This window comes from Niallia sp. RD1 (assembly GCF_024219955.1).
In the GTDB taxonomy this organism is placed as follows: Bacteria; Bacillota; Bacilli; order Bacillales; family Cytobacillaceae; genus Niallia; species Niallia alba.
In genome coordinates this window covers 2,875,912-2,894,805 of sequence record NZ_CP100420.1, presented here as the reverse complement: position 1 = coordinate 2,894,805, position 18,894 = coordinate 2,875,912, and the positions used below count along the sequence as shown (strand labels likewise).

Sequence of the window (18,894 nt, the reverse complement as noted above, 5' to 3'; positions counted from 1 at the left end):
TCATCCTCCACTTTTTTATGCTGAAAATTCTATTCACAACTCAACTAGGGAAACTAATATCAATTAGTTCCACCTCTATCCAAAAATCCTCACCTCTCCTTTTATTTCTCATAAAAGTTGTTTTACGAACTTACTAGACTTCTTTTTAATAACTTTAACGCCCGATGCTGTGTCGTCTTCACTTTGCTTTCAGACCATCCTAAATTCATCGCTGTCTCATCAATAGACATTTCTTTCAAGTATCTGCAGTAAATGACTTTTTTCTGATCTGCTGTACAGCATCGTAATATTTGATGAATCCAATCCAGCTGTTCTTTCTGCATTGCAACTTCGTCAGGAAGTGCCTGTTCATCCTTTATATGAATCGGAATTTCACTATTGAATGAATACGAATTCTTTTGCTTTCGAAAATGATCAATAGCAATATTTTTAGCAATTGTATATAACCAAGTTCTTTCACTGCTCTCTCCCTTAAAAAGGCACTTAGTTTTTAGAACTCTAATAAAGACTTCTTGAACTAAATCTTCTGCTTCCCCCTTCTTCACTCCTAAATATATTAGAAAATGATTTAACTCTTGATGATATTTTTGATAGAGCTCTTCAATCGAACCCATTTCCCCCACTCCTAACAAAAACCAGTGAATCAATGAAAGGATAGTACTCTCAAAGACTTCTATACTCAAATAATGAAAAGCCTTTTTTACTAAGAAATAGTAATGGAACAAATCTTAAAGTATTTAAGTTATTACTACGTTTATAGTGTTTTTTCGTTAGATTTGTTACAAATCAGTTACGAGCATACGATTTGTAACATTAATGAAATATATTATACATCTTAATGTAATAAAAGTCCCATTTTTTTCTTTAAATTTCTGTTGTTTTTCTATTTTCTTAGAAAATCTTATTTGAGTGTTTGTTATGATAAATCTCTTCCAGTCTTTAGGGAATCCTTTTTATATCAAAACCTAGTATAAACATTTGGTTTATTTGACCTGTATAAGGAGAACTTCCAGCAGTGAAGTTTTTTCCTTATCCCCCACTTAGCTTCCTCGATTTTCCAAGCTTGAGGTGGGGGTTTTACTGCTCGTTAAGAGTGGGATAAAATTTTGGATATTTATATTGGCTTGTAATAACGTGGATGAAATTTCCTTAACGATGGCTAAACTATTATTTGAATCTCCATGGATACATACTGTATCTGCTTTAATCGGTACTTCTTGTCCTTGGACAGAGATAACCTTTTTCTCTTTAACCATTTGGAGTATCTGCTCGGCTGCTTGTTTTGGACAATGGATAATCGCTTGCTCCTGTGTGCGTGATGTTAAGCTACCGTCTGATTGATAGGTGCGATCTGCAAATACCTCATTAGCGGTTTTTAAACCATAATGTTTACCAGCTTTAATCAATTCACTGTTTGCTAAACCAAAAAGAATATACTCTGGATTTACTTTATAAACAGCTTTAGCAATCATATCTGCTAATTGGCTATCTTTTGCCGCCATATTATATAATGCACCATGGGGCTTAACATGCTGTAAGATTCCCCCCTCCGCCTTTACAAATGCTTCTAAGGCTCCAATTTGATAAATAACCATATCGTATACTTCATTAGCAGCTATTTTTATTTCTCTTCTTCCGAAACCAAGTACATCATTAAATCCTGGATGTGCTCCAATAGCCACTTTATTTTCGAGCGCTAGATTAACCGTGTTTCTCATTGTTGTTGGATCGCCTGCATGAAAGCCACAGGCAATATTAACACTTGTTACAAAGGGAATAATGGCCTCATCATTCCCTATATGATAGGGACCATAACTTTCTCCTAAATCACAATTTATATCAATAGACATATAACTCCTCCCAGTAAATCAACACTTTTTAAATGGCGCTTCTCATACCTTCAATTAAACTTTAAAGCTCTTATTATCTTACCAGCAGTTCCAAGTCCTTTTTCTTATGTATAATGATTCTAGATAACGAATAGATAAACCTGCTCCCTTATTCTATTTTCTTTCTATATAAAAATGCGGCATCCCCTGAAGAGTGGACTACCGCATTTCTCAATAAAATTATTGTTTTCCTTTAGATTATGGTTACAAGTTATCTGAAACATAATAATTTCTTATAAAAAAACTTTCATCAGCGGGAGTTTTCCTCCTCCCCCATTGACGGTTAGTTCCACTTATCAGACCTTTACGAGAGAGTTTGAACACCTAGAGCTTTCTCGATTTTCTTCAGCTTGTGGTTGGGTCTTGCTATCCGTTAAGTGTGGGATAAATTTGTTACACCTTTCTAATCTTTTCAATTTCGTCTGCAACAAATTGAACTTGAGTTCCTACAATTACTTGGATGCTTGTTTTGCCAATAACATTAATTCCAGGTACGCCTGTTGCTTTAATTTTTTGTTGGTCTACCACATCCATATCCTTTACTTCAATTCGTAAACGTGTAACACAGTTATCGACAGATGTAACATTATCGTCTCCGCCAAGACCTGCATAAATTTCAGAGGCCATTACTGCAAATTTATTATCCGTTGTAACCGCAACTTGATCTAATGATTCATCAACGATTTCATCATCTTCTCTTCCAGGTGTTTTAAAATTAAATTTAGTAATAAGGAAACGGAATAAAGTATAGTATATGACAGCAAATACTAACCCTTGAACTATTAGCATATATGGATTATTTGCTAATGGTAAACGAGAACTTAATACAAAATCAATTAATCCACCACTAAATCCGAAGCCTGCCGTCCAATGAAAACTTGCTGCAAGGAAAAGGGAAATACCGGTTAATAATGCATGCACAACATAAAGGGCTGGCGCTGCAAACATAAAGGCAAATTCAATTGGTTCCGTAACCCCTGTTATAAATGCTGCAATCCCTGCTGCAAGCATTAAGGAAGCCACTTGTTTTTTACGTTTTGTTTTTGCTGTATGATACATCGCTAGTGCTGCTGCTGGAAGACCAAACATCATCACAGGGAAGAAGCCTGCCTGATACATTCCAGTTACTCCTTTTACCCCATTATTAGACCAGAAATTATTGATGTCGTTTATCCCTGCAATATCAAACCAGAATACAGCATTTAGAGCATGGTGCAGACCGGTTGGAATCAACAAACGGTTAAAGAAACCATATATTCCCGCACCAACTGCTCCTAGTTTACTGATTCCTTCGCCAAAGCTAACAAGTCCTGAGAAAATAGCCGGCCAAACAAACAATAAGATAACAGAAATTAAGAGCATGGAAACAGCACTGAGAATTGGTACGAGCCTTTTCCCACTAAAGAAAGCAAATGCCGTTGGAAGCTGAGTCTTACTAAAACGATTGTATAGTGCTGCTGCAACAGCACCTGCTAAAATACCAATAAATGCATTCTCAATCTTAGAGAACGCCAAACTTACATCTTCTACGTTAATTCCTTGCAACATGGCAACAGAAGCAGGAGATAATAATGTTTTAACAACTAAATATGATACCAATCCACTAATCGCTGAAGCGCCGTCTTTATCTTTTGACAAGCCTAATGCGACTCCTACTGCAAATAAGATTGCTATATTGTCTAATATTGAAGACCCTGCTTTAATAAAAAACGAAGCAATTGGACTTCCTTCTCCCCATCCACTTGGATCAATTGCATAGCCAATCCCCATCAGTAATGCTGCAGCTGGTAAAACAGCTACCGGTAGCATCAATGCACGCCCTAGCTTTTGTAAGTACGATTTCATTTAACTTCCCCCTATAAGATAAAATAAATTAAAAAAAATGCCATCCTCAACCTGCTAACATATATAAGAAACCATATATTCATCTCTTCTTTTTGGGCATCCCTCCTTTTAAGATTCTTAAGAATGTTACTCATTTTTTTGAAAATACAGTTGAACCGCACGCTTTATATGACCATCTGCCTTACGAAGTGATTGAATCGCATCCTCTATTGTCCCACCCGTTAGAACGCGAAAAATAGATACTTTCAAATCATGATTATTCTCTTTAAGTACTTTTATAGCTTCTGCCTCACTAATTCTTGTAGCATTTATCAATGTTTGTACAGCTCGTTGTACAAGTTTTTTATTAATTAACTTCATATCTACCATTTCATTACTATAAACCTTCCCAAGTTTCACCATAGAGGCAGTAGATAGCATATTTAACACCATTTTTTGGGCTGTTCCTGCTTTCAAACGCGTAGATCCCCTGATAACTTCTGCTCCTGTTATTGCTTCAATTCCATAATCACAGATAGAGGAAAGCTTCGTACTTTCATTATTACTTATCCCTATTGTCAATCCATTTCTTTCTTTTCCATAATGAATAGCTGAAAGAACGAACGGAGTGGAACCACTTGCTGTAACACCAATGATCACATCAGTCGCTGAAAAGTCAGCTTTCTCCAATGTGGCTTGTATTAGCTGTTCATCATCTTCCGTCTCCTCTAAAGAAGTCCACATGGCATCATATCCCCCTGCAAGGATTCCATTCCATCTATCCTGTTCAATGGAAAAAGTAGGACCAAGCTCAACAGCATCCACGATTCCTAGTCTCCCACTAGTACCCGCTCCAACCACAAACACTCTACCGCCCTGTTTCCATCGGTTGACAATGCCATCAACGGCTAAGGAAATGGTTGGTAATGCCTCTTTTACCGCATTTGCGATTCCTGCATCTTCTTGGTTCATAAATCGGACTATTTCTAATGAACTCCATTCATCTAACTTCCTGCTTTTTTCATTACCATTTTCTGTTGTTCTCTGTTTTTTCATGATTCGGACCTCTTCATATCAATAACAAATTTATAGCGATCTCCACGATAAATAGATTTAACGTATTCAAAAGGAGTTCCATTTTCTAAATAACTAAATCGCTCCATCAGTAACACTGGCGCACCATCTTTAATCCCAAGAGATGTGCTTTCATTTTTCTGTGATAAGGTCGATTCAATAGTTTGTGTAGCATGACTAATCTTTAGATGTAAGTTTTGCTCTACATACTCGTAGATAGAACCATGTAAGGTCTCCTCCTGAAGCTCTTTTACCAATGCAGTTGGGAGATATGAGGTTTCAAGCGCCATTGGGATTTCATCCGCAATGCGCAAACGACTAACCTCATAAACCAGCTCTCCCTCTTCTATCTTTAATTTAGTGGCAATTCCTCTTGGACAAGGAATTGTCTTAAAATCCAAAATTTTTGTTTTTGGTGTTAACCCTCTTGATCGCATATCTTCTGAGAAACCAGTAAGTCCAGAAAGTTCTTGCTCTACTTTTGGTGCAGCCACAAAGGTTCCTTTGCCCCGCTGGCGAACCAGTACTCCTTCTGCTACTAAATTGTTAATTGCTTGGCGTACCGTCATCCTACTAATACCATATTTTTCGGAGAATTCCCGTTCTGAACTAATTGGATCGCCAGGTTTTAGTTCTTTAATGATTTCTTTTATCTCCATCTCCAATTGATAATAAATAGGAATATGTGAATCTTTAATGATCAACTATACACACTCCCTTTATTTTCTTTTAAAATAGATAAAGCTTCTTGATCAGCTATAATCGTAACATTAGGATGCTTTTTCAAAATGGATGCAGGTAGATCCTCGTTTATATCTGAATGAAATAGCTGATTTAATACAGACGCTTTTTTCACCCCAGAAACTAGCAATACAATTTTTCGACTTTTCATTATTGTAGCTATCCCCATAGAAATAGCGTGTGTTGGTACCTCATCCATCGTAGCAAAATATCGTGCATTTGCTTCTCTCGTAGAATCCGTTAATTTCACAATTCCTGTTGTAGAATGGAAAGAAGTACCTGGTTCATTAAAACCGATATGTCCATTTTCACCTATTCCTAATATTTGCAAATCCATTCCACCTAATGAATCAATGAGTTTTTCATAATTTCTTCCTGCCTCTTCATCATCTATGTTTTTAGCTGATGGCAAATAAGTGTGGTTTTCTGGAATATCAATATGGTTAAATAACTGTTCTTTCATATAGTAACTATAACTTTGTGGATTATCTTTTTCTAAACCAACGTATTCATCTAAGTTGACCGTAATAACTTTTTCATAGGAAGTTTGATTTTTAGTAAAATCTGCAATTAAATACTGATAGGTTCCTATCGGTGTCCCTCCAGTTGCAAGTCCTAGAACACTGTTTGGCTTCGTCTGAATTTGCTCCATTATTGCTTTTGCTGCTACTTTACTCATTTCGTCATAGTTTTTTACTTCAATTAGTTTCATGCTTTTACTCCTCCATTCGAATATACGATTTGTCCTTTACAAATTGTTAGTACAACTTGATTATTTTCATCTAATACAACTAAATCTGCATCTTTACCTTTTGCAATACTTCCCTTTTTATCCAAAACGCCAATTTGCTTGGCTGGATTATAGGAAGCCATCTTCACAACATCCTGTAAAGAACAGCCTGTAAAGTTCATCATATTGTTTATTGCATCATTCATTTTTAATGTACTCCCCGCAAGAGCACCATTTTCTAATAACGCCTTTCCATCGCGAACGATTACCTTTTGCCCGCCTAAGGAAGAAATGCCATCTTCCAGCCATTTCGCACGCATGCTGTCTGTGATAAGGATGATATGATCAACACCCTTTTGTAAAAAAGCAAGTTTAACAATTTCAGGATGGATATGAACGCCGTCTACAATCATTTCTGCCATTAACTCAGAATGAAGCAACGCAGCACCAGCAACGCCTGGATCTCGGTGATGCAAGCCTCTCATTCCATTAAAGAGATGTGTAACATGACTAACGCCTGCTTGAATGCTTGATAGTACTTGCTCGTAAACAGCATCCGAGTGCCCTATTGATGGGACAATTTTTTCTGCCTTTAAATAACGGACAAGTTCGAAGTTCTCATCTTCTTCAGGTGCCATCGTAACAAGCTTGATTTGATTATTTGATAAGTCTTGCCATTTTTTAAATAATGCTACATCTGGCTTTTTAACGGAGTGGATTGGTTGAGCCCCAACTCTTTTTTCTGAGATAAATGGACCTTCTAGGTGGATTCCGATAACTTCCGCTTTTCCAGATTGATCACTAGCTTCGATATACTGTGCAATAGAAGAAAGGGCTATTTCAATACTTTCTTCGTCTTGTGTCATGGTCGTTGCTAAAAAGCTCGTTGTTCCTTCCTTTGGTAAGGTAGCAGCCATAACTTTTAAGGAATTTAGTGTCCCATCCATTGCATCTGCATCATTGGCTCCATGTATATGAATATCAATTAATCCTGGTATCAGATTCATCCTCTTAGGGAAATCTATTATATGTGCATTTTCCCAATCTTCTTCATGAAAGGATTCCATTAAACCAATCGAGTCGATTTTTTCTCCCCTCACTACTACATATCCTTTTGGATTAATCTCTGTTTCCGTGTAAATACACAAATTTGTTAATACTAAATCTTGTGGTTCATCTGTTATCATGATTATTTCACTCCTTCATACTATATATATCATCTATATATCTAGATGTCTATACCAGTTGTTCCGTGCTTAATTATTATTTCATATAATACTAAAAATATGCTTATAATTCTCTAGTCTTGTCAGGAAATTTAACAAACTATTTTGATGTTTTTACAAAAGGCTGTTTTCGTGTATTCCGGCTGCTCCATTTTTCCAACTAATTCTTTTTTTCGATTGAAAAAACAACAATCCTTTAGAAAACAATCTAGACAACAGTAATCGCTTTCATTTTTGATTATAAATTATTTCATGGACCTGCGTCAACCTCCATGTGTCCTCTCTATTTTCTTTTTCTGAATCAAAAGGTTATATCAGCCAAAGATTAATTTGGCCAGCTTCAGCTGATATTAGCAAGGTAAAAAGTTCTTAGATCAACCCTAATTCAATTAATTTAAATCTTTCTAACACTTTCCCGATAAATAATTTCAAATCCAGATACTGTTTTCATCGGAGTATCCTCACCTCTTATTAGACTAAGCATCTTTCTAGCTGCAAGATTACCAGCATCTTTATAAAAAAACTTAGCCGTTGTTATACCGGGGTGAATCATTTCCGTCATTTCATATCCGCCAAAACCAGTAATGGAAAGATCATTCGGAATCGAAATGCCCCTTGAATAAACCGCTTTCATTGTTTTGATTGCAAGATTATCTGTTGCACAAACAATTATACTCGGACTGAATGTATCCATTATTTCTGAAACAATAGAAAACGACTCTGAACTATTTCGATTTGTTTCAAAAAATTTTACATCCATCCCTTCACCATCCTCTATACTTTTTTTAAAGCCGTCTTTTCTTTCGATTCCAATCGCAACATTTTTTTCATTAACTCCAAGGAAAGCAATTTTTTTATGTCCTTGAGATATAACATATTTCCCTACTTCATAGGCTGCTTCGTAATCATTATGAATTAAACTAGGAATCTCCTTATGCTGCTGTCCTACTATTAGCACTGGAATACCTACCTGCTTTATAATTGCTAAGTGATGTTCCGTTATTTCCGTCGCTAATAAAATAATTCCTGCTACCTTCTGTCTAACTAAAGAGTGAATATTTTCAATTTCCCGTTCTAAGTCAAGATTGGAATGGGAAATTAACATTTGATAATTCATAGTCTTTAATTCTTCATCTATACCAATTAATGTTCGTGAGGAAGCATATGAATCTAGTCGAGGAACAATCGTCCCAATGATATTTGTTTTCTTTGCCTTTAAGCTTTGAGCGAATGCATTAGGCATATAGCCCGTTTCCTTAATAATATGTTGTATTTTTCGTTTTGTGGCCTCACTTACAGAACCATCATTTAAATAACGAGAAACTGTACTCTTCGCTACACCTGCAAGTTTTGCAATATCACCAATCGTTGTCACCTATAAACCTCCTTATAAATTGCATTAACAAAAATAAAGGGTAAATGCCTCCTATTTCCCTATCATCACAACAATAGAAAACCCTTTCATTTACTGGTACTTATGTATCTAATTTCCTTCTAGCCGCTTCCACTCTTGCCTACTTCTTTTCTACCTTTATTATACAGGATAATAATAATAACGTATTAACTATTTTTTCTACTTATGGAAGTATAGCTTTTTGCTTGTTGATTCATAATGATTGCTAGTAGGATCTTCATTTAGCTTTAATTATAAAGGTAGGGTAACCAATGAAAAATATATCACCACTTCCAAAAAAACATAAATATAACTATGATTTATATCAAAGTGATCGCTATTTAAATCAGCCTCTTATTTCTGTTATTACACCCGTATATAATAATGAAAAAACGATCAAGCACACCATTGAATCGGTATTACAGCAATCTATTATGCCACAAATTGAGTATATAATCGTTGACGATGGTTCTAAAGATCAGACTCGTTCCATTTTGAAATCATTTGTTAAAGAACATCCAAATATTAAACTCGCGCTTCTTGCCAAAAATAGCGGGACCCCTGCCTATCCTAGAAATTTAGGAATCGAGCTTTCATCTGCCCCCTATTTAACTTTTTTAGATGCAGATGATTGGTTTGAGAAAACCGGCTTAGAAAAGCTTTATAGTGTTTTGAATGAAACCGACGATGATTATGCCGTCGGAAAGACAATTAGAGTTACATCTAATAAAAGCGCGATTGTAGCAGAACATGAATCATGGAAAGAAAGACGAAGTATACATCCAACAAGTATCCCACATATTTTTCATCATCTAGGACCTAGAGCAAGATTGATGAAATCTAGTATTATTAAAAAAAATCAAATTAAGTTTCCAGAGATGAAATATGCAGAGGATAAGCAGTTTTTCATGGAAGTCCTTACTAACTGCAAGAAAATTTCTACAACGGAGTCGATTGTCTATTATTTAAATCGCTTGGATGACAATCACGAATCTTTGACCAGAAGAACAAACGCTTTAAATAAAATGCGTTGTAATAGAAAAGTCATTCACTATTTTAAACAGAAAGAGATGGATGAAGAAGTAAAAAAAATGATTTTTAATCGGCTTTATGAATTTGATTGCTTTAATGGTTTTATGAATCGATATCATACACTAAGAAGTGAGGCTGCTCAAACTTATAAAGAAAAAATGGATGAATTTTTAAAAAGAAAAGCATATATTTCAACCATGAAAAAAATGTTACGGACGACTTCTTCTTTGGATTATGAAATCAGTGACCATTTCTTTCATCCCTATAATAAAGTTTGTTATCAATTATTTCTTCAAAAGCGCTATAAAGATATCGAAACATTATTTAAGTGGATGAATCTAGAAAAAAGTAAAAAGCATATTGTAAAAGATGGTATCGCTTACTGGGTTTCCCCTTTAAGCACACCGTATAACTATATTAAAGTGCCGATGTATGCAGAATTAGTAAATTGCGAATACGCTAACGGCTTCTTTCGGTTCGATATTGGCATAGCTGGTGATTATCCAGAAGACATGGAGCAGATACTTTTCCGGGATCGAAACAATATGCATAAACAGTTTTCCTTTCAGCTTGAACCATATGAGGGAGCTTTGAAAAGAATTTTGATACCCGAAGCATTCTTTGCTCCTTTTGGAAAATCCGTTTACACTATTTATTTATCGTATCGAGACTATCACAAAATGCAGTTACATATTCCGAATCCAAAACTTCGGTTAAAAAAACAGCAAACAGATAAGCATCATTTTTATAAAACGATTCATAATCATTTGGCATTAAAGGTACTTGGATAGACAAAAATTAAGAATAAATTAGTTTGAAAGTAGATTTTCATACAGTGAAAATTGTATTCCAAGACGGACAATCACATTCTTTCCAAGTAGTGAACGTCCGTCTCTCTAAACCAATTTTTTATTTTTTCATTGGATTTTTTTGCAGTGTCTCTATAAATCGATGAAAGGCTTTTGTACCTTCGTTATCCCTTTTAAATACACCTGCATGATGCAAAATGGTTTCAAATACAATTCCTATTTCCATTTGTAAAATGGAGTGTACATTTTCTTTTGTTATCTGTGGGTTTTTCTCTTTTACTGCTTTTGCCCAGTTTAAATGTTTTATAATGGTAGGTTCTTCCTTGATGCTTTCTTCAAAATTAGCATATAAGATTTTGTCTGCAAGCAGGCTCATTTCTTCTTTTAAACGGCCTGGCAACACTGCTAACCCCATCACTTCAATAAGACCGATATTCTCATGTTTAATCGCATGGACCTCTTCATGTGGATGGAATATACCGAATGGATGGTCCTCATTTGTGCGGTTATTGCGCAACACTAAATCGATTTCATATAATCCATTTTGCATTCTGGCAATCGGGGTAATTGTATTATGGCGTGTACCATCTGTGTAAGCAATAATATCTACCTTTTCATCACTGTAGTTGATCCATTCCTTTAAAATACAATCAGACGCTTCCACTAATTCTTGTATATCTTCTCCTTGTAATCGAAGAACAGACATTGGCCATTTGACGGTTCCTGCTTGTATAGTGGGAAAACGCTCAAGGGTAAAGACTGTTTCTATTTCAGCCTTTGCCATCGGAAAATCATGAAATCCCCCTTGAAAATGCTCATGTGTGAGAATCGAACCCCCAACAATTGGAAGGTCTGCATTGGAACCAATGAAATAATGTGGATATTGTTTAACAAAGTCTAATAATCTTGCAAATGTCCTTTTGGAAATAGTCATTGGTTCATGCTGCTCGGAAAAGCATATAGCATGCTCATTATAATAAACATATGGCGAAAATTGCAGAAACCATTGTTCCCCTTCTAATGTTACTGGTACAATACGATGATTTTGTCTAGCAGGGTGATTGACTCTTCCTGCATAACCAGCATTCTCTTTGCATAGCAAACATTTTGGATAAGACCCCTGCTTTAGTTTTTTCGCTGCAGCAATTTCTTTCGGATCTTTTTCTGGTTTGGATAAATTAATCGTAATCTCTAGTTCCCCGTAACTTGTTCCTGCCAACCATTCTTCATTTTTGGCAATTCGATCGGTTCGAATATAATCTACCTTTTTCGAAAAATCATAAAACCAACTTGTTGCTTGCTTTGGTCCCTTTTCTCTATATAACATTTCAAACCTATTATTTATTTCAGATGGCAATGGGACAAAGGATCCCATTAATTTTGTGTCGAATAAATCCCTGTTCGTAATCGTATTTTCTTCTAAGCGATTATTTTCAGCCGCCCAATCTAAGATATTATCTAAAATAATGCGCAAATCTGTATCCATTTCTGAATTCTGTTCAGATGGGATAAAATCATCCAATTCTAAGATTTCGAGTAATTTATTTCGTACTACATCTATATCCCAATTTGTTATTAAGTTTGATTTTAGTCCATAATGAAGCAATTGTTCTACAAGATGAAAAATAGTTGTTGTCATCTACCATTGCTCCTTTCTTATTCGTTATTCCTCATTATCTACCCTTATAGCCTTCTGGATTTTCTTGGAACCATCTCCAGGCACTACCAATCATTTTTTCTAAAGAAGTATATTGTGGTTCCCAGCCTAATTCAGCTTTTGCTTTTTCTGATGAAGCAACTAATCGGGCAGGATCCCCTGCTCTTCTAGGTGCTATTACAGTTGGGATAGGATGTCCTGTTACCTTTCTAGTTGCTTCAATTACTTCTTTCACTGTAAATCCTGTTCCACTACCTAAATTGTATATTCCGCTTGTCTCATCTTTTTCTAATTTTTTCAAAGCAAGTATATGGGCATTTGCTAAATCAGTCACATGAATATAATCCCTTATACATGTGCCGTCATGTGTATCATAATCATCGCCAAAGATGCTAATAGCTTCTCTACTTCCTAATGCCACTTGTAAAATAATCGGAATAAGATGTGTTTCAGGAAAATGATCTTCTCCTATTTTTCCGTCCAGATGTGCTCCAGCAACATTAAAGTATCTTAGCGCAACATAATGAATCCCATATGCTTCTTCTGTCCACTTTAACATTTTTTCAATCGCAAGCTTTGTCTCACCATATGGATTTGTTGGAATGGCAGGGTCACTCTCTTGTATCGGGAAATTCTCCGCTTCACCATAGGTTGCTGCAGTCGAAGAGAAAACAATTTTCTTCACATCATTTGCATGCATGACCTTTAATAGAGACATAGCACCATATACATTATTGTCATAATACTTCAATGGGTTCGTCACACTTTCCCCAACTAAGGAGTCGGCAGCAAAATGGACAACCGCATCAATCGTATGTTTCTTAAACACATCGTCTAAGAAATGTTCGTCTCGTAAATCGCCAATATAAAGAGTTGCATCTTCTAATACGGCTGCTTTATGCCCGGTTTGAAGATTATCAACAACAATTACTTCTTCCCCTCGGTCTAATAATTCAGAAACCATATGACTCCCGATATAGCCTGCACCACCACATACTAAAATTGCCATTTCTTATTCCTCCTTTATTAACTCCTACTCTCCAATAATTTCTTTTGCGCCATCTCCAACTTGAACAACATAAAAGTCTGCCTTTAATCCTGTCTGCTCTTCGTACTTCCCTCCTACTGTTTCGATAAAGGCATCAATATATTCGTTATTCACAATACTGATCGTACAGCCACCAAAGCCTGCACCTGTCATACGAGAACCAATGACACCTTCTTGCTCCCAAGCTGCCTCCACTAAAGCATCCAATTCTTTTCCGGTAACTTCATAGTCATCTCTCAAGGAAATATGTGATGCATTCATCAATTGTCCAAAGGCCGCTATATCACCATCTTGTAGTTTTTTAACCGCCTCTATAGTTCTAGCATTTTCATATACAGCATGCTTCCCTCTCCGTCTATCAACATCTTGCTTGATTAGATGTGCATTCCTATCAAATTCAACTGGCGTTAATTCTCCTAATGAACGAATATCTAAATCTTCCTGCAAGTCTTTTAACGCTCTTTCACATTCTCCTCGTCTCTCATTATATTTAGAATCAGCTAAGCCCCTACGTTTGTTAGTATTAGCAATAATTAACGACGCATCTTCTAAATCAAGTGGGCTGTAGGTATAATCTAGCTTATCGCAGTCTAGTAAAATAGCATGTTTTTCTTTTCCCATCCCAATCGCAAATTGATCCATAATGCCACAGCTTACACCAATAAATTCGTTTTCTGCCTGCTGACACATTTTCACTAGAGAGATTCTGTCAATTGATAAAGAATATAACTCATTTAACATAATAGCCGTCACTACTTCAATGGAAGCAGAGGAAGATAAGCCTGCACCGTTTGGAATTTCCCCTTCATATAAGACATCAAATCCAGAATCTAGTTTATACCCATGCTGTTCTAGTATCGCAATAACTCCTTTTGGGTAATTCGCCCAATCATCTGCTTGATCATAAACTAATTTATCTAAGGAAACCTTTAAAACACCTAATTGCGTAAAATTAGTGGAATAGAACTGAATCATTCTATCCTTTCTTTTTCGAACGATCGCTGTTGTACCAATTGATAAGGCACAAGGAAAAACATGCCCTCCATTATAATCTGTATGTTCCCCTATTAAATTCACACGCCCCGGCGCGAAAAAAGTACGTATTTTTGTTTCTCCTTCGCTAAAAATATCTGTAAAAGTTGCAAGTAAATTCTTTGTCATTTTTATCTCTCCTTTATATATGAACGATTATTTACTATCACGTTATTATTGAACCGTTTACATTTTTATTTTATGCTTCAATCCTTACACTCTCAATGGTAAAATAAGAAAGGATAAAGGGTAATAATTTGCTGTTTCATTTTATTATTTCTTATAAAATTCAATTATGAAACCATTTTCTAAATTACAATATCAAGGCAAGTATCTACCTATGTAACCTTCACTTAAGAAAGGGGCTTTCTCTTTGCCTAAAAAAGATAATAATGTATTTGCATATAGGTTTACGGAAAAAATTACAAAAGAGGTTGCACAAATTTGGTCGATTGGATGGGAGAACCAGTCCTCGCATCTTTATAATTGGAAGGGAAAAAAGCGTAAAGAAGAAAGTATGTATGTTTTTCAATATACCATTTCCGGAATGGGAGCTATTGAAATTGGCGGGAAAGATCATAAATTGACTGCTGGAAAGGCATTTTTAATTGATATTTCAGAGGAATACAGATATTACCTTCCACCATATAGTGAGCATTGGGAATTCATTTTTATTACCCTATATGGGGAAATGGTAAAAAAATGTTGGCATTCCTTTACCGAAAATAACCAATTCATTATACAATTAGGTTCTGACTCTTCACCGATTCAGCAACTTCTACACATTTATCAACTAGCAAATGAAAAAAATATAACGAATGCTTACCAAGCTTCCAGCCTTGCTTATGCATTTGTAATGGAAGTATATCAATATAAGCAAAACATGGGAGCCATTCCATTACCGGAAAGTATATTAAATGCAACACTATTTGCGCAAAATCACTATGATAAACAAATTGGGCCTGATGATATGGCTGAGGCTGCTAAACTTTCCCGCTTCCATTTCACCCGTTTATTTAAAAAAGTTCTTGGTATTACACCAATCCAGTATTTAACGAATATCAGGATTATAAAAGGAGCAGAGTTATTATATCAAACAAAATATTCCATCGAGGATATTTCCATTCAAATAGGCTTTGCGAACGCAAACTATTTTACAAAGGTATTTCGAAAATCAACTGGCATGACACCTGGCCAATTTCGCAAGAAGAATATTCGTCCAAGTGAGGATATTCTTCTCTAAATCTTATTTTTCATCAAACATTTCCAAGCTGAACATCCCTTTTTCATAAATAAAGTTCAGCTTCTTCCCCGGTGTCAGCATATTTTCAAGAATATCTTTAGAAGCTTGAAGAGCAAAGGATATGCGAATAAACTGCTCTTGATCCGCTTCTTGCATCGCATCTGAATTTTGACTATAAATGGTTTCTAGCTGTTTTTGATAATGGAGTATTTGATTATAAATAGCCTCATATATCGTTTCCATTTCGTTATTCATTCAAAAAACTCCTTACACGTAAGATGATTTTATCTTAGCATATTTTTGCTTTGCTTTTACTAAAATTGAAGCAAATATTTACAACTAATCATTAGATTAGGGAATCAAATCCCGACAATCCAAAAAAATCGACAAATTAATTTAAAATAATTCATGAAAACAGTTTCAAAATAAATATATATCCATTAAAATATAAATAAAGAATTTTTTTTCTAAATAAAATAATTTTTATGAAATATTTTTTTACATTCTCGCATAAAGGAGTTTTTATAATGAGCTTATCATCCCTATATTTAGGTGTAGACATTGGTACAACAAGTACAAAATCTGTTCTATTTGCTGAAGCTGGAAAAGTATTGAGCATGCATCATGTAGAGTATCCATTACATAGCCCTGCACCAGCCATTGCAGAGCAGGATCCTGAGCAAATTTTTCAGGCAGTATTGGAGACAATGAAGACTGCTATAAAAAAGGCTAAGGTTGATACGAAAAATCTAAAATTAGTATCCTTTAGCTCTGCCATGCATAGTGTCATTGCATTAGACGAAACTGGAAAGCCTTTAACGCGCTGCATTACTTGGGCAGATAGCCGTGCTTCTTCTTGGGCGAAAAAAATCAAAGAAGAACATAATGGCTTAGAAATATATCGTAGAACAGGAACACCGATTCATCCAATGTCCCCTTTATCCAAATTAACATGGCTAAGAAATGATCAACCAGACATTTTCACAAAGGCGACTAAATTTATTGGAATTAAAGAATATATCTTCTATCGCTTATTTAACGAATTTGTCATTGATTATTCCATTGCTTCTGCAACTGGAATGTTTAATCTAGAACAATTAAATTGGGATACAGAAACATTAGAGGTTGCTGGTGTTAAACCTAAGCAATTAGCAAAGCCTGTTCCTACTACCCATTATTTAACGGGACTAAAGGATAAATATGCAACAGAAATTGGCATCCCGGCAGAAATACCATTTGTTGTAGGGGCAAGTGATGGTGTTCTTTCTAATCTTGGAGTAAATGCTATTGACCCAGGCGTTGTGGCAGTGACAATCGGTACAAGTGGTGCGATTCGTACTGTAACCGATAAACCAGTAACAGATCCAAAAGGAAGAATCTTTTGCTATTGCTTAACAGAAGATCATTGGGTAGTTGGAGGCCCTGTAAATAATGGTGGTATGACTTTCCGATGGGTGCGCGATGAATTGGCCTCTTCAGAAGTGGAAACAGCAAAAAGACTTGGAATTGATCCATATGAAGTTCTAACAAAGATTGCTTCCCGGGTCACACCTGGTGCGGATGGTTTATTATTCCATCCATATCTAGCTGGAGAGAGAGCACCATTGTGGAATTCTAATGCAAGAGGGTCCTTCTTTGGCCTAGGCTTACATCATAAAAAAGAACATATGGTTAGAGCTGTATTAGAAGGAGTTATTCTAAATCTTTATACAGTTATGTTAGCCTTACAGGAAGTGATTGGAGCACCAAAGCAAATTCAAGCAACAGGTGGATTTGCCCGTTCTGAATTATGGAGACAAATGATGGCAGATATTTTTGATCAAGAAGTAGTCGTTCCAGAAAGCTTTGAAAGCTCTTGTCTTGGGGCCATCGTTTTAGGCATGTATGCACTGGGAGAAATTGAAGACTTCTCTATTATGAAACAATTAGTTGGTAGTACACACTCCCATCAGCCAATTCAAGAAAATGTTGATATCTATCAGGATTTAACAGCTATTTATATACGTATATCTCGAGCATTAGAGCAAGAATACGATGCAATAGCATCGTTTCAGAATAAATGGGTGAAATAAGGTTTTCTGCAGCTAGTAGGTAGCTAAGATAATTTGGAGAAAAGGTTACATTCTATTCAAAAACAATTTTATTAGCACGCTAAACGACATGCAAAAACGCTTGGCCTGGCCAAGCGTTTTTATATTTTTCTATTATCTTTTTGAACAAAAGCACCCGTTTGTTGAATAAGGATTTTGAGCTGTACTTTTATGCTTGAATTGGTAAGTAAATCTGTACTTCTTCTTCTCCTCCCATAGGGTGATATGTCTCGACAATATAAGAATCGAGGTCTCTTTCATAACCTTGCTTTTCTGCCCAATTCAATAAATTCAAATGAAGTTCTCTCAAATTAGATATATTCCCTCTTGTAGTTATGTAACTTTTATTTGTTTCGATATATTCCATTCCTGTTGGTACTTCATTTAATTTCTCATTCACAATTAATCCTACATAATAATGACCTACCCTATGCTCCTCAGCCTTTTTAGGCTCAAATAATGCAATTTCGGTTTCTGTCGGATTTAGGATTTCATTTGAGCGACTTAATAGTTGCTTTGCAAGCAAGGGTACTTCATTACCATAGTTAACAAACTCCCCACTACCTTTTAACCCAACAAGCTTAAATTCCTTTTTAACCATCATAATCGACATAATAACTTCTCCTATTCACATAAAATTCCAAAATATTGTAATTTTACTTATTCAACAAAAAAACCTTACTTCCTGCAATTAAGTAAGGATTTCATACTGAATTATGCAACGGTTATTCAACTAAACTGCCTCGTTAGTTTAAGTATACTTTTTCACACTTCCTCTTTTGATATGACATTCCAAACAGATAGGAACTCTTCTATTGTCGAATATCTATCTAATTTAACAGCTTTACTTGCTTCTTGATAAAGTTCCTGTCCTGAATCCTGCTTTGAAATGGATCGGTCAAGTTCTCCACCTAACATCCCAAATGCGTTTGCTGCCATGTTAAATACATTTGATTTTTCGTCTATTCTAGCACCTAATTTAAATTCTTCTGGTGACATGAATCTTGATGAACCCCATATTCGCCCCATTGTATTAGTAAATGGTTTTTTCTTATATAAATCAATATCACAAATCTTTGTAACAATAATGTTTACCTTCATAATCT

General features: G+C 35.5%; 16 protein-coding genes and 1 pseudogene. 3 read left to right on the top strand and 14 right to left on the bottom strand.

Annotated elements, in window-relative coordinates; all coding sequences use genetic code 11:
- Nucleotides 1–122: 122 nt before the first annotated feature.
- The 8 genes from NKG37_RS13900 to NKG37_RS13865 form a co-directional block, all read right to left on the bottom strand.
- Nucleotides 123–614 (bottom strand): RNA polymerase sigma factor, encoded by a 492-nt coding sequence (locus tag NKG37_RS13900; RefSeq protein WP_016204377.1) that lies wholly within the window; start codon nucleotides 612–614, stop codon nucleotides 123–125.
- Nucleotides 615–1,040: 426 nt separating this feature from the next.
- The gene (gene pxpA, locus NKG37_RS13895) at nucleotides 1,041–1,850 is read right to left on the bottom strand and encodes a LamB/YcsF family protein (RefSeq protein ID WP_169188157.1); all 810 of its coding nucleotides are present in this window, start codon (nucleotides 1,848–1,850) and stop codon (nucleotides 1,041–1,043) included.
- A 432-nt stretch (nucleotides 1,851–2,282) separates the two neighbouring features.
- Complete coding sequence (gene nagE / locus NKG37_RS13890; RefSeq protein WP_016204375.1) at nucleotides 2,283–3,734, bottom strand: N-acetylglucosamine-specific PTS transporter subunit IIBC; 1,452 nt, start codon at nucleotides 3,732–3,734, stop codon at nucleotides 2,283–2,285.
- 126 nt (nucleotides 3,735–3,860) lie between these two features.
- Nucleotides 3,861–4,769: an N-acetylmuramic acid 6-phosphate etherase gene (murQ, locus tag NKG37_RS13885; protein ID WP_254414812.1), complete on the bottom strand. Its 909-nt coding sequence runs from the start codon at nucleotides 4,767–4,769 to the stop codon at nucleotides 3,861–3,863.
- Nucleotides 4,766–5,491: a GntR family transcriptional regulator gene (locus NKG37_RS13880; RefSeq protein WP_016204373.1), complete on the bottom strand. Its 726-nt coding sequence runs from the start codon at nucleotides 5,489–5,491 to the stop codon at nucleotides 4,766–4,768. Before NKG37_RS13880 ends, murQ begins: the two co-directional genes overlap by 4 nt.
- Nucleotides 5,488–6,240, bottom strand: coding sequence for a glucosamine-6-phosphate deaminase (gene nagB / locus NKG37_RS13875; protein ID WP_169188155.1), 753 nt, complete (start codon nucleotides 6,238–6,240; stop codon nucleotides 5,488–5,490). The genes NKG37_RS13880 and nagB overlap by 4 nt, the downstream gene beginning before the upstream one ends.
- Nucleotides 6,237–7,445: an N-acetylglucosamine-6-phosphate deacetylase gene (nagA, locus tag NKG37_RS13870; RefSeq protein ID WP_212120939.1), complete on the bottom strand. Its 1,209-nt coding sequence runs from the start codon at nucleotides 7,443–7,445 to the stop codon at nucleotides 6,237–6,239. Before nagA ends, nagB begins: the two co-directional genes overlap by 4 nt.
- A gap of 433 nt (nucleotides 7,446–7,878) precedes the next feature.
- Nucleotides 7,879–8,859 carry a LacI family DNA-binding transcriptional regulator gene (locus NKG37_RS13865; protein ID WP_254414811.1) on the bottom strand — a complete coding sequence of 327 codons (981 nt, stop codon included), beginning with the start codon at nucleotides 8,857–8,859 and terminating at the stop codon, nucleotides 7,879–7,881.
- A gap of 290 nt (nucleotides 8,860–9,149) precedes the next feature.
- On the opposite strand from NKG37_RS13865, the gene NKG37_RS13860 reads away from it, so the two are divergent.
- Entirely contained in the window at nucleotides 9,150–10,700 is a 1,551-nt protein-coding gene (locus tag NKG37_RS13860) for a glycosyltransferase family 2 protein (RefSeq protein ID WP_101730302.1), read from the top strand.
- 118 nt (nucleotides 10,701–10,818) lie between these two features.
- Here NKG37_RS13860 and galT read toward each other — a convergent pair whose 3' ends face one another.
- From galT to NKG37_RS13845, 3 genes are read right to left on the bottom strand one after another with little or no spacing between them, the layout of a single operon-like run.
- A complete protein-coding gene (galT, locus tag NKG37_RS13855; RefSeq protein WP_016204369.1) occupies nucleotides 10,819–12,357 on the bottom strand; it encodes a UDP-glucose--hexose-1-phosphate uridylyltransferase in 1,539 nt (512 codons plus the stop codon).
- 34 nt (nucleotides 12,358–12,391) lie between these two features.
- A complete protein-coding gene (gene galE, locus NKG37_RS13850) occupies nucleotides 12,392–13,384 on the bottom strand; it encodes a UDP-glucose 4-epimerase GalE (RefSeq protein ID WP_254414810.1) in 993 nt (330 codons plus the stop codon).
- A gap of 24 nt (nucleotides 13,385–13,408) precedes the next feature.
- The gene (locus NKG37_RS13845; RefSeq protein ID WP_254414809.1) at nucleotides 13,409–14,584 is read right to left on the bottom strand and encodes a galactokinase; all 1,176 of its coding nucleotides are present in this window, start codon (nucleotides 14,582–14,584) and stop codon (nucleotides 13,409–13,411) included.
- Nucleotides 14,585–14,828: 244 nt separating this feature from the next.
- Here NKG37_RS13845 and NKG37_RS13840 point away from each other — a divergent pair, with 244 nt between their 5' ends.
- Nucleotides 14,829–15,698 (top strand): helix-turn-helix domain-containing protein, encoded by an 870-nt coding sequence (locus NKG37_RS13840; RefSeq protein ID WP_101730304.1) that lies wholly within the window; start codon nucleotides 14,829–14,831, stop codon nucleotides 15,696–15,698.
- A gap of 3 nt (nucleotides 15,699–15,701) precedes the next feature.
- On the opposite strand, the gene NKG37_RS13835 is transcribed toward NKG37_RS13840, so the two are convergent.
- Entirely contained in the window at nucleotides 15,702–15,953 is a 252-nt protein-coding gene (locus NKG37_RS13835; RefSeq protein ID WP_016204365.1) for a hypothetical protein, read from the bottom strand.
- Between the two features lie 272 nt (nucleotides 15,954–16,225).
- Here NKG37_RS13835 and gntK point away from each other — a divergent pair, with 272 nt between their 5' ends.
- Nucleotides 16,226–17,770: a gluconokinase gene (gntK, locus tag NKG37_RS13830; RefSeq protein WP_254414808.1), complete on the top strand. Its 1,545-nt coding sequence runs from the start codon at nucleotides 16,226–16,228 to the stop codon at nucleotides 17,768–17,770.
- Between the two features lie 187 nt (nucleotides 17,771–17,957).
- Here gntK and NKG37_RS13825 read toward each other — a convergent pair whose 3' ends face one another.
- Together NKG37_RS13825 and NKG37_RS13820 are read right to left on the bottom strand one after the other, a co-directional pair.
- Nucleotides 17,958–18,401 (bottom strand): GyrI-like domain-containing protein, encoded by a 444-nt coding sequence (locus NKG37_RS13825; RefSeq protein WP_101730305.1) that lies wholly within the window; start codon nucleotides 18,399–18,401, stop codon nucleotides 17,958–17,960.
- Between the two features lie 152 nt (nucleotides 18,402–18,553).
- A pseudogene (locus NKG37_RS13820) lies at nucleotides 18,554–18,868 on the bottom strand (serine/threonine protein kinase); the annotation flags it as partial.
- Nucleotides 18,869–18,894 lie beyond the last annotated feature (26 nt).

What these genes read in the sequence shown, in the direction of transcription:
- nagE (WP_016204375.1), bottom strand. Translation starts at nt 3,734, where the DNA reads ATGAAATCGTACTTACAAAAGCTAGGGCGTGCATTGATGCTACCGGTA.
- galT (WP_016204369.1), bottom strand. Translation starts at nt 12,357, where the DNA reads ATGACAACAACTATTTTTCATCTTGTAGAACAATTGCTTCATTATGGA.
- pxpA (WP_169188157.1), bottom strand. Translation starts at nt 1,850, where the DNA reads ATGTCTATTGATATAAATTGTGATTTAGGAGAAAGTTATGGTCCCTAT.
- galE (WP_254414810.1), bottom strand. Translation starts at nt 13,384, where the DNA reads ATGGCAATTTTAGTATGTGGTGGTGCAGGCTATATCGGGAGTCATATG.
- NKG37_RS13835 (WP_016204365.1), bottom strand. Translation starts at nt 15,953, where the DNA reads ATGAATAACGAAATGGAAACGATATATGAGGCTATTTATAATCAAATA.
- nagA (WP_212120939.1), bottom strand. Translation starts at nt 7,445, where the DNA reads ATGATAACAGATGAACCACAAGATTTAGTATTAACAAATTTGTGTATT.
- NKG37_RS13825 (WP_101730305.1), bottom strand. Translation starts at nt 18,401, where the DNA reads ATGTCGATTATGATGGTTAAAAAGGAATTTAAGCTTGTTGGGTTAAAA.
- NKG37_RS13845 (WP_254414809.1), bottom strand. Translation starts at nt 14,584, where the DNA reads ATGACAAAGAATTTACTTGCAACTTTTACAGATATTTTTAGCGAAGGA.
- nagB (WP_169188155.1), bottom strand. Translation starts at nt 6,240, where the DNA reads ATGAAACTAATTGAAGTAAAAAACTATGACGAAATGAGTAAAGTAGCA.
- murQ (WP_254414812.1), bottom strand. Translation starts at nt 4,769, where the DNA reads ATGAAAAAACAGAGAACAACAGAAAATGGTAATGAAAAAAGCAGGAAG.
- NKG37_RS13900 (WP_016204377.1), bottom strand. Translation starts at nt 614, where the DNA reads ATGGGTTCGATTGAAGAGCTCTATCAAAAATATCATCAAGAGTTAAAT.
- gntK (WP_254414808.1), top strand. Translation starts at nt 16,226, where the DNA reads ATGAGCTTATCATCCCTATATTTAGGTGTAGACATTGGTACAACAAGT.
- NKG37_RS13860 (WP_101730302.1), top strand. Translation starts at nt 9,150, where the DNA reads ATGAAAAATATATCACCACTTCCAAAAAAACATAAATATAACTATGAT.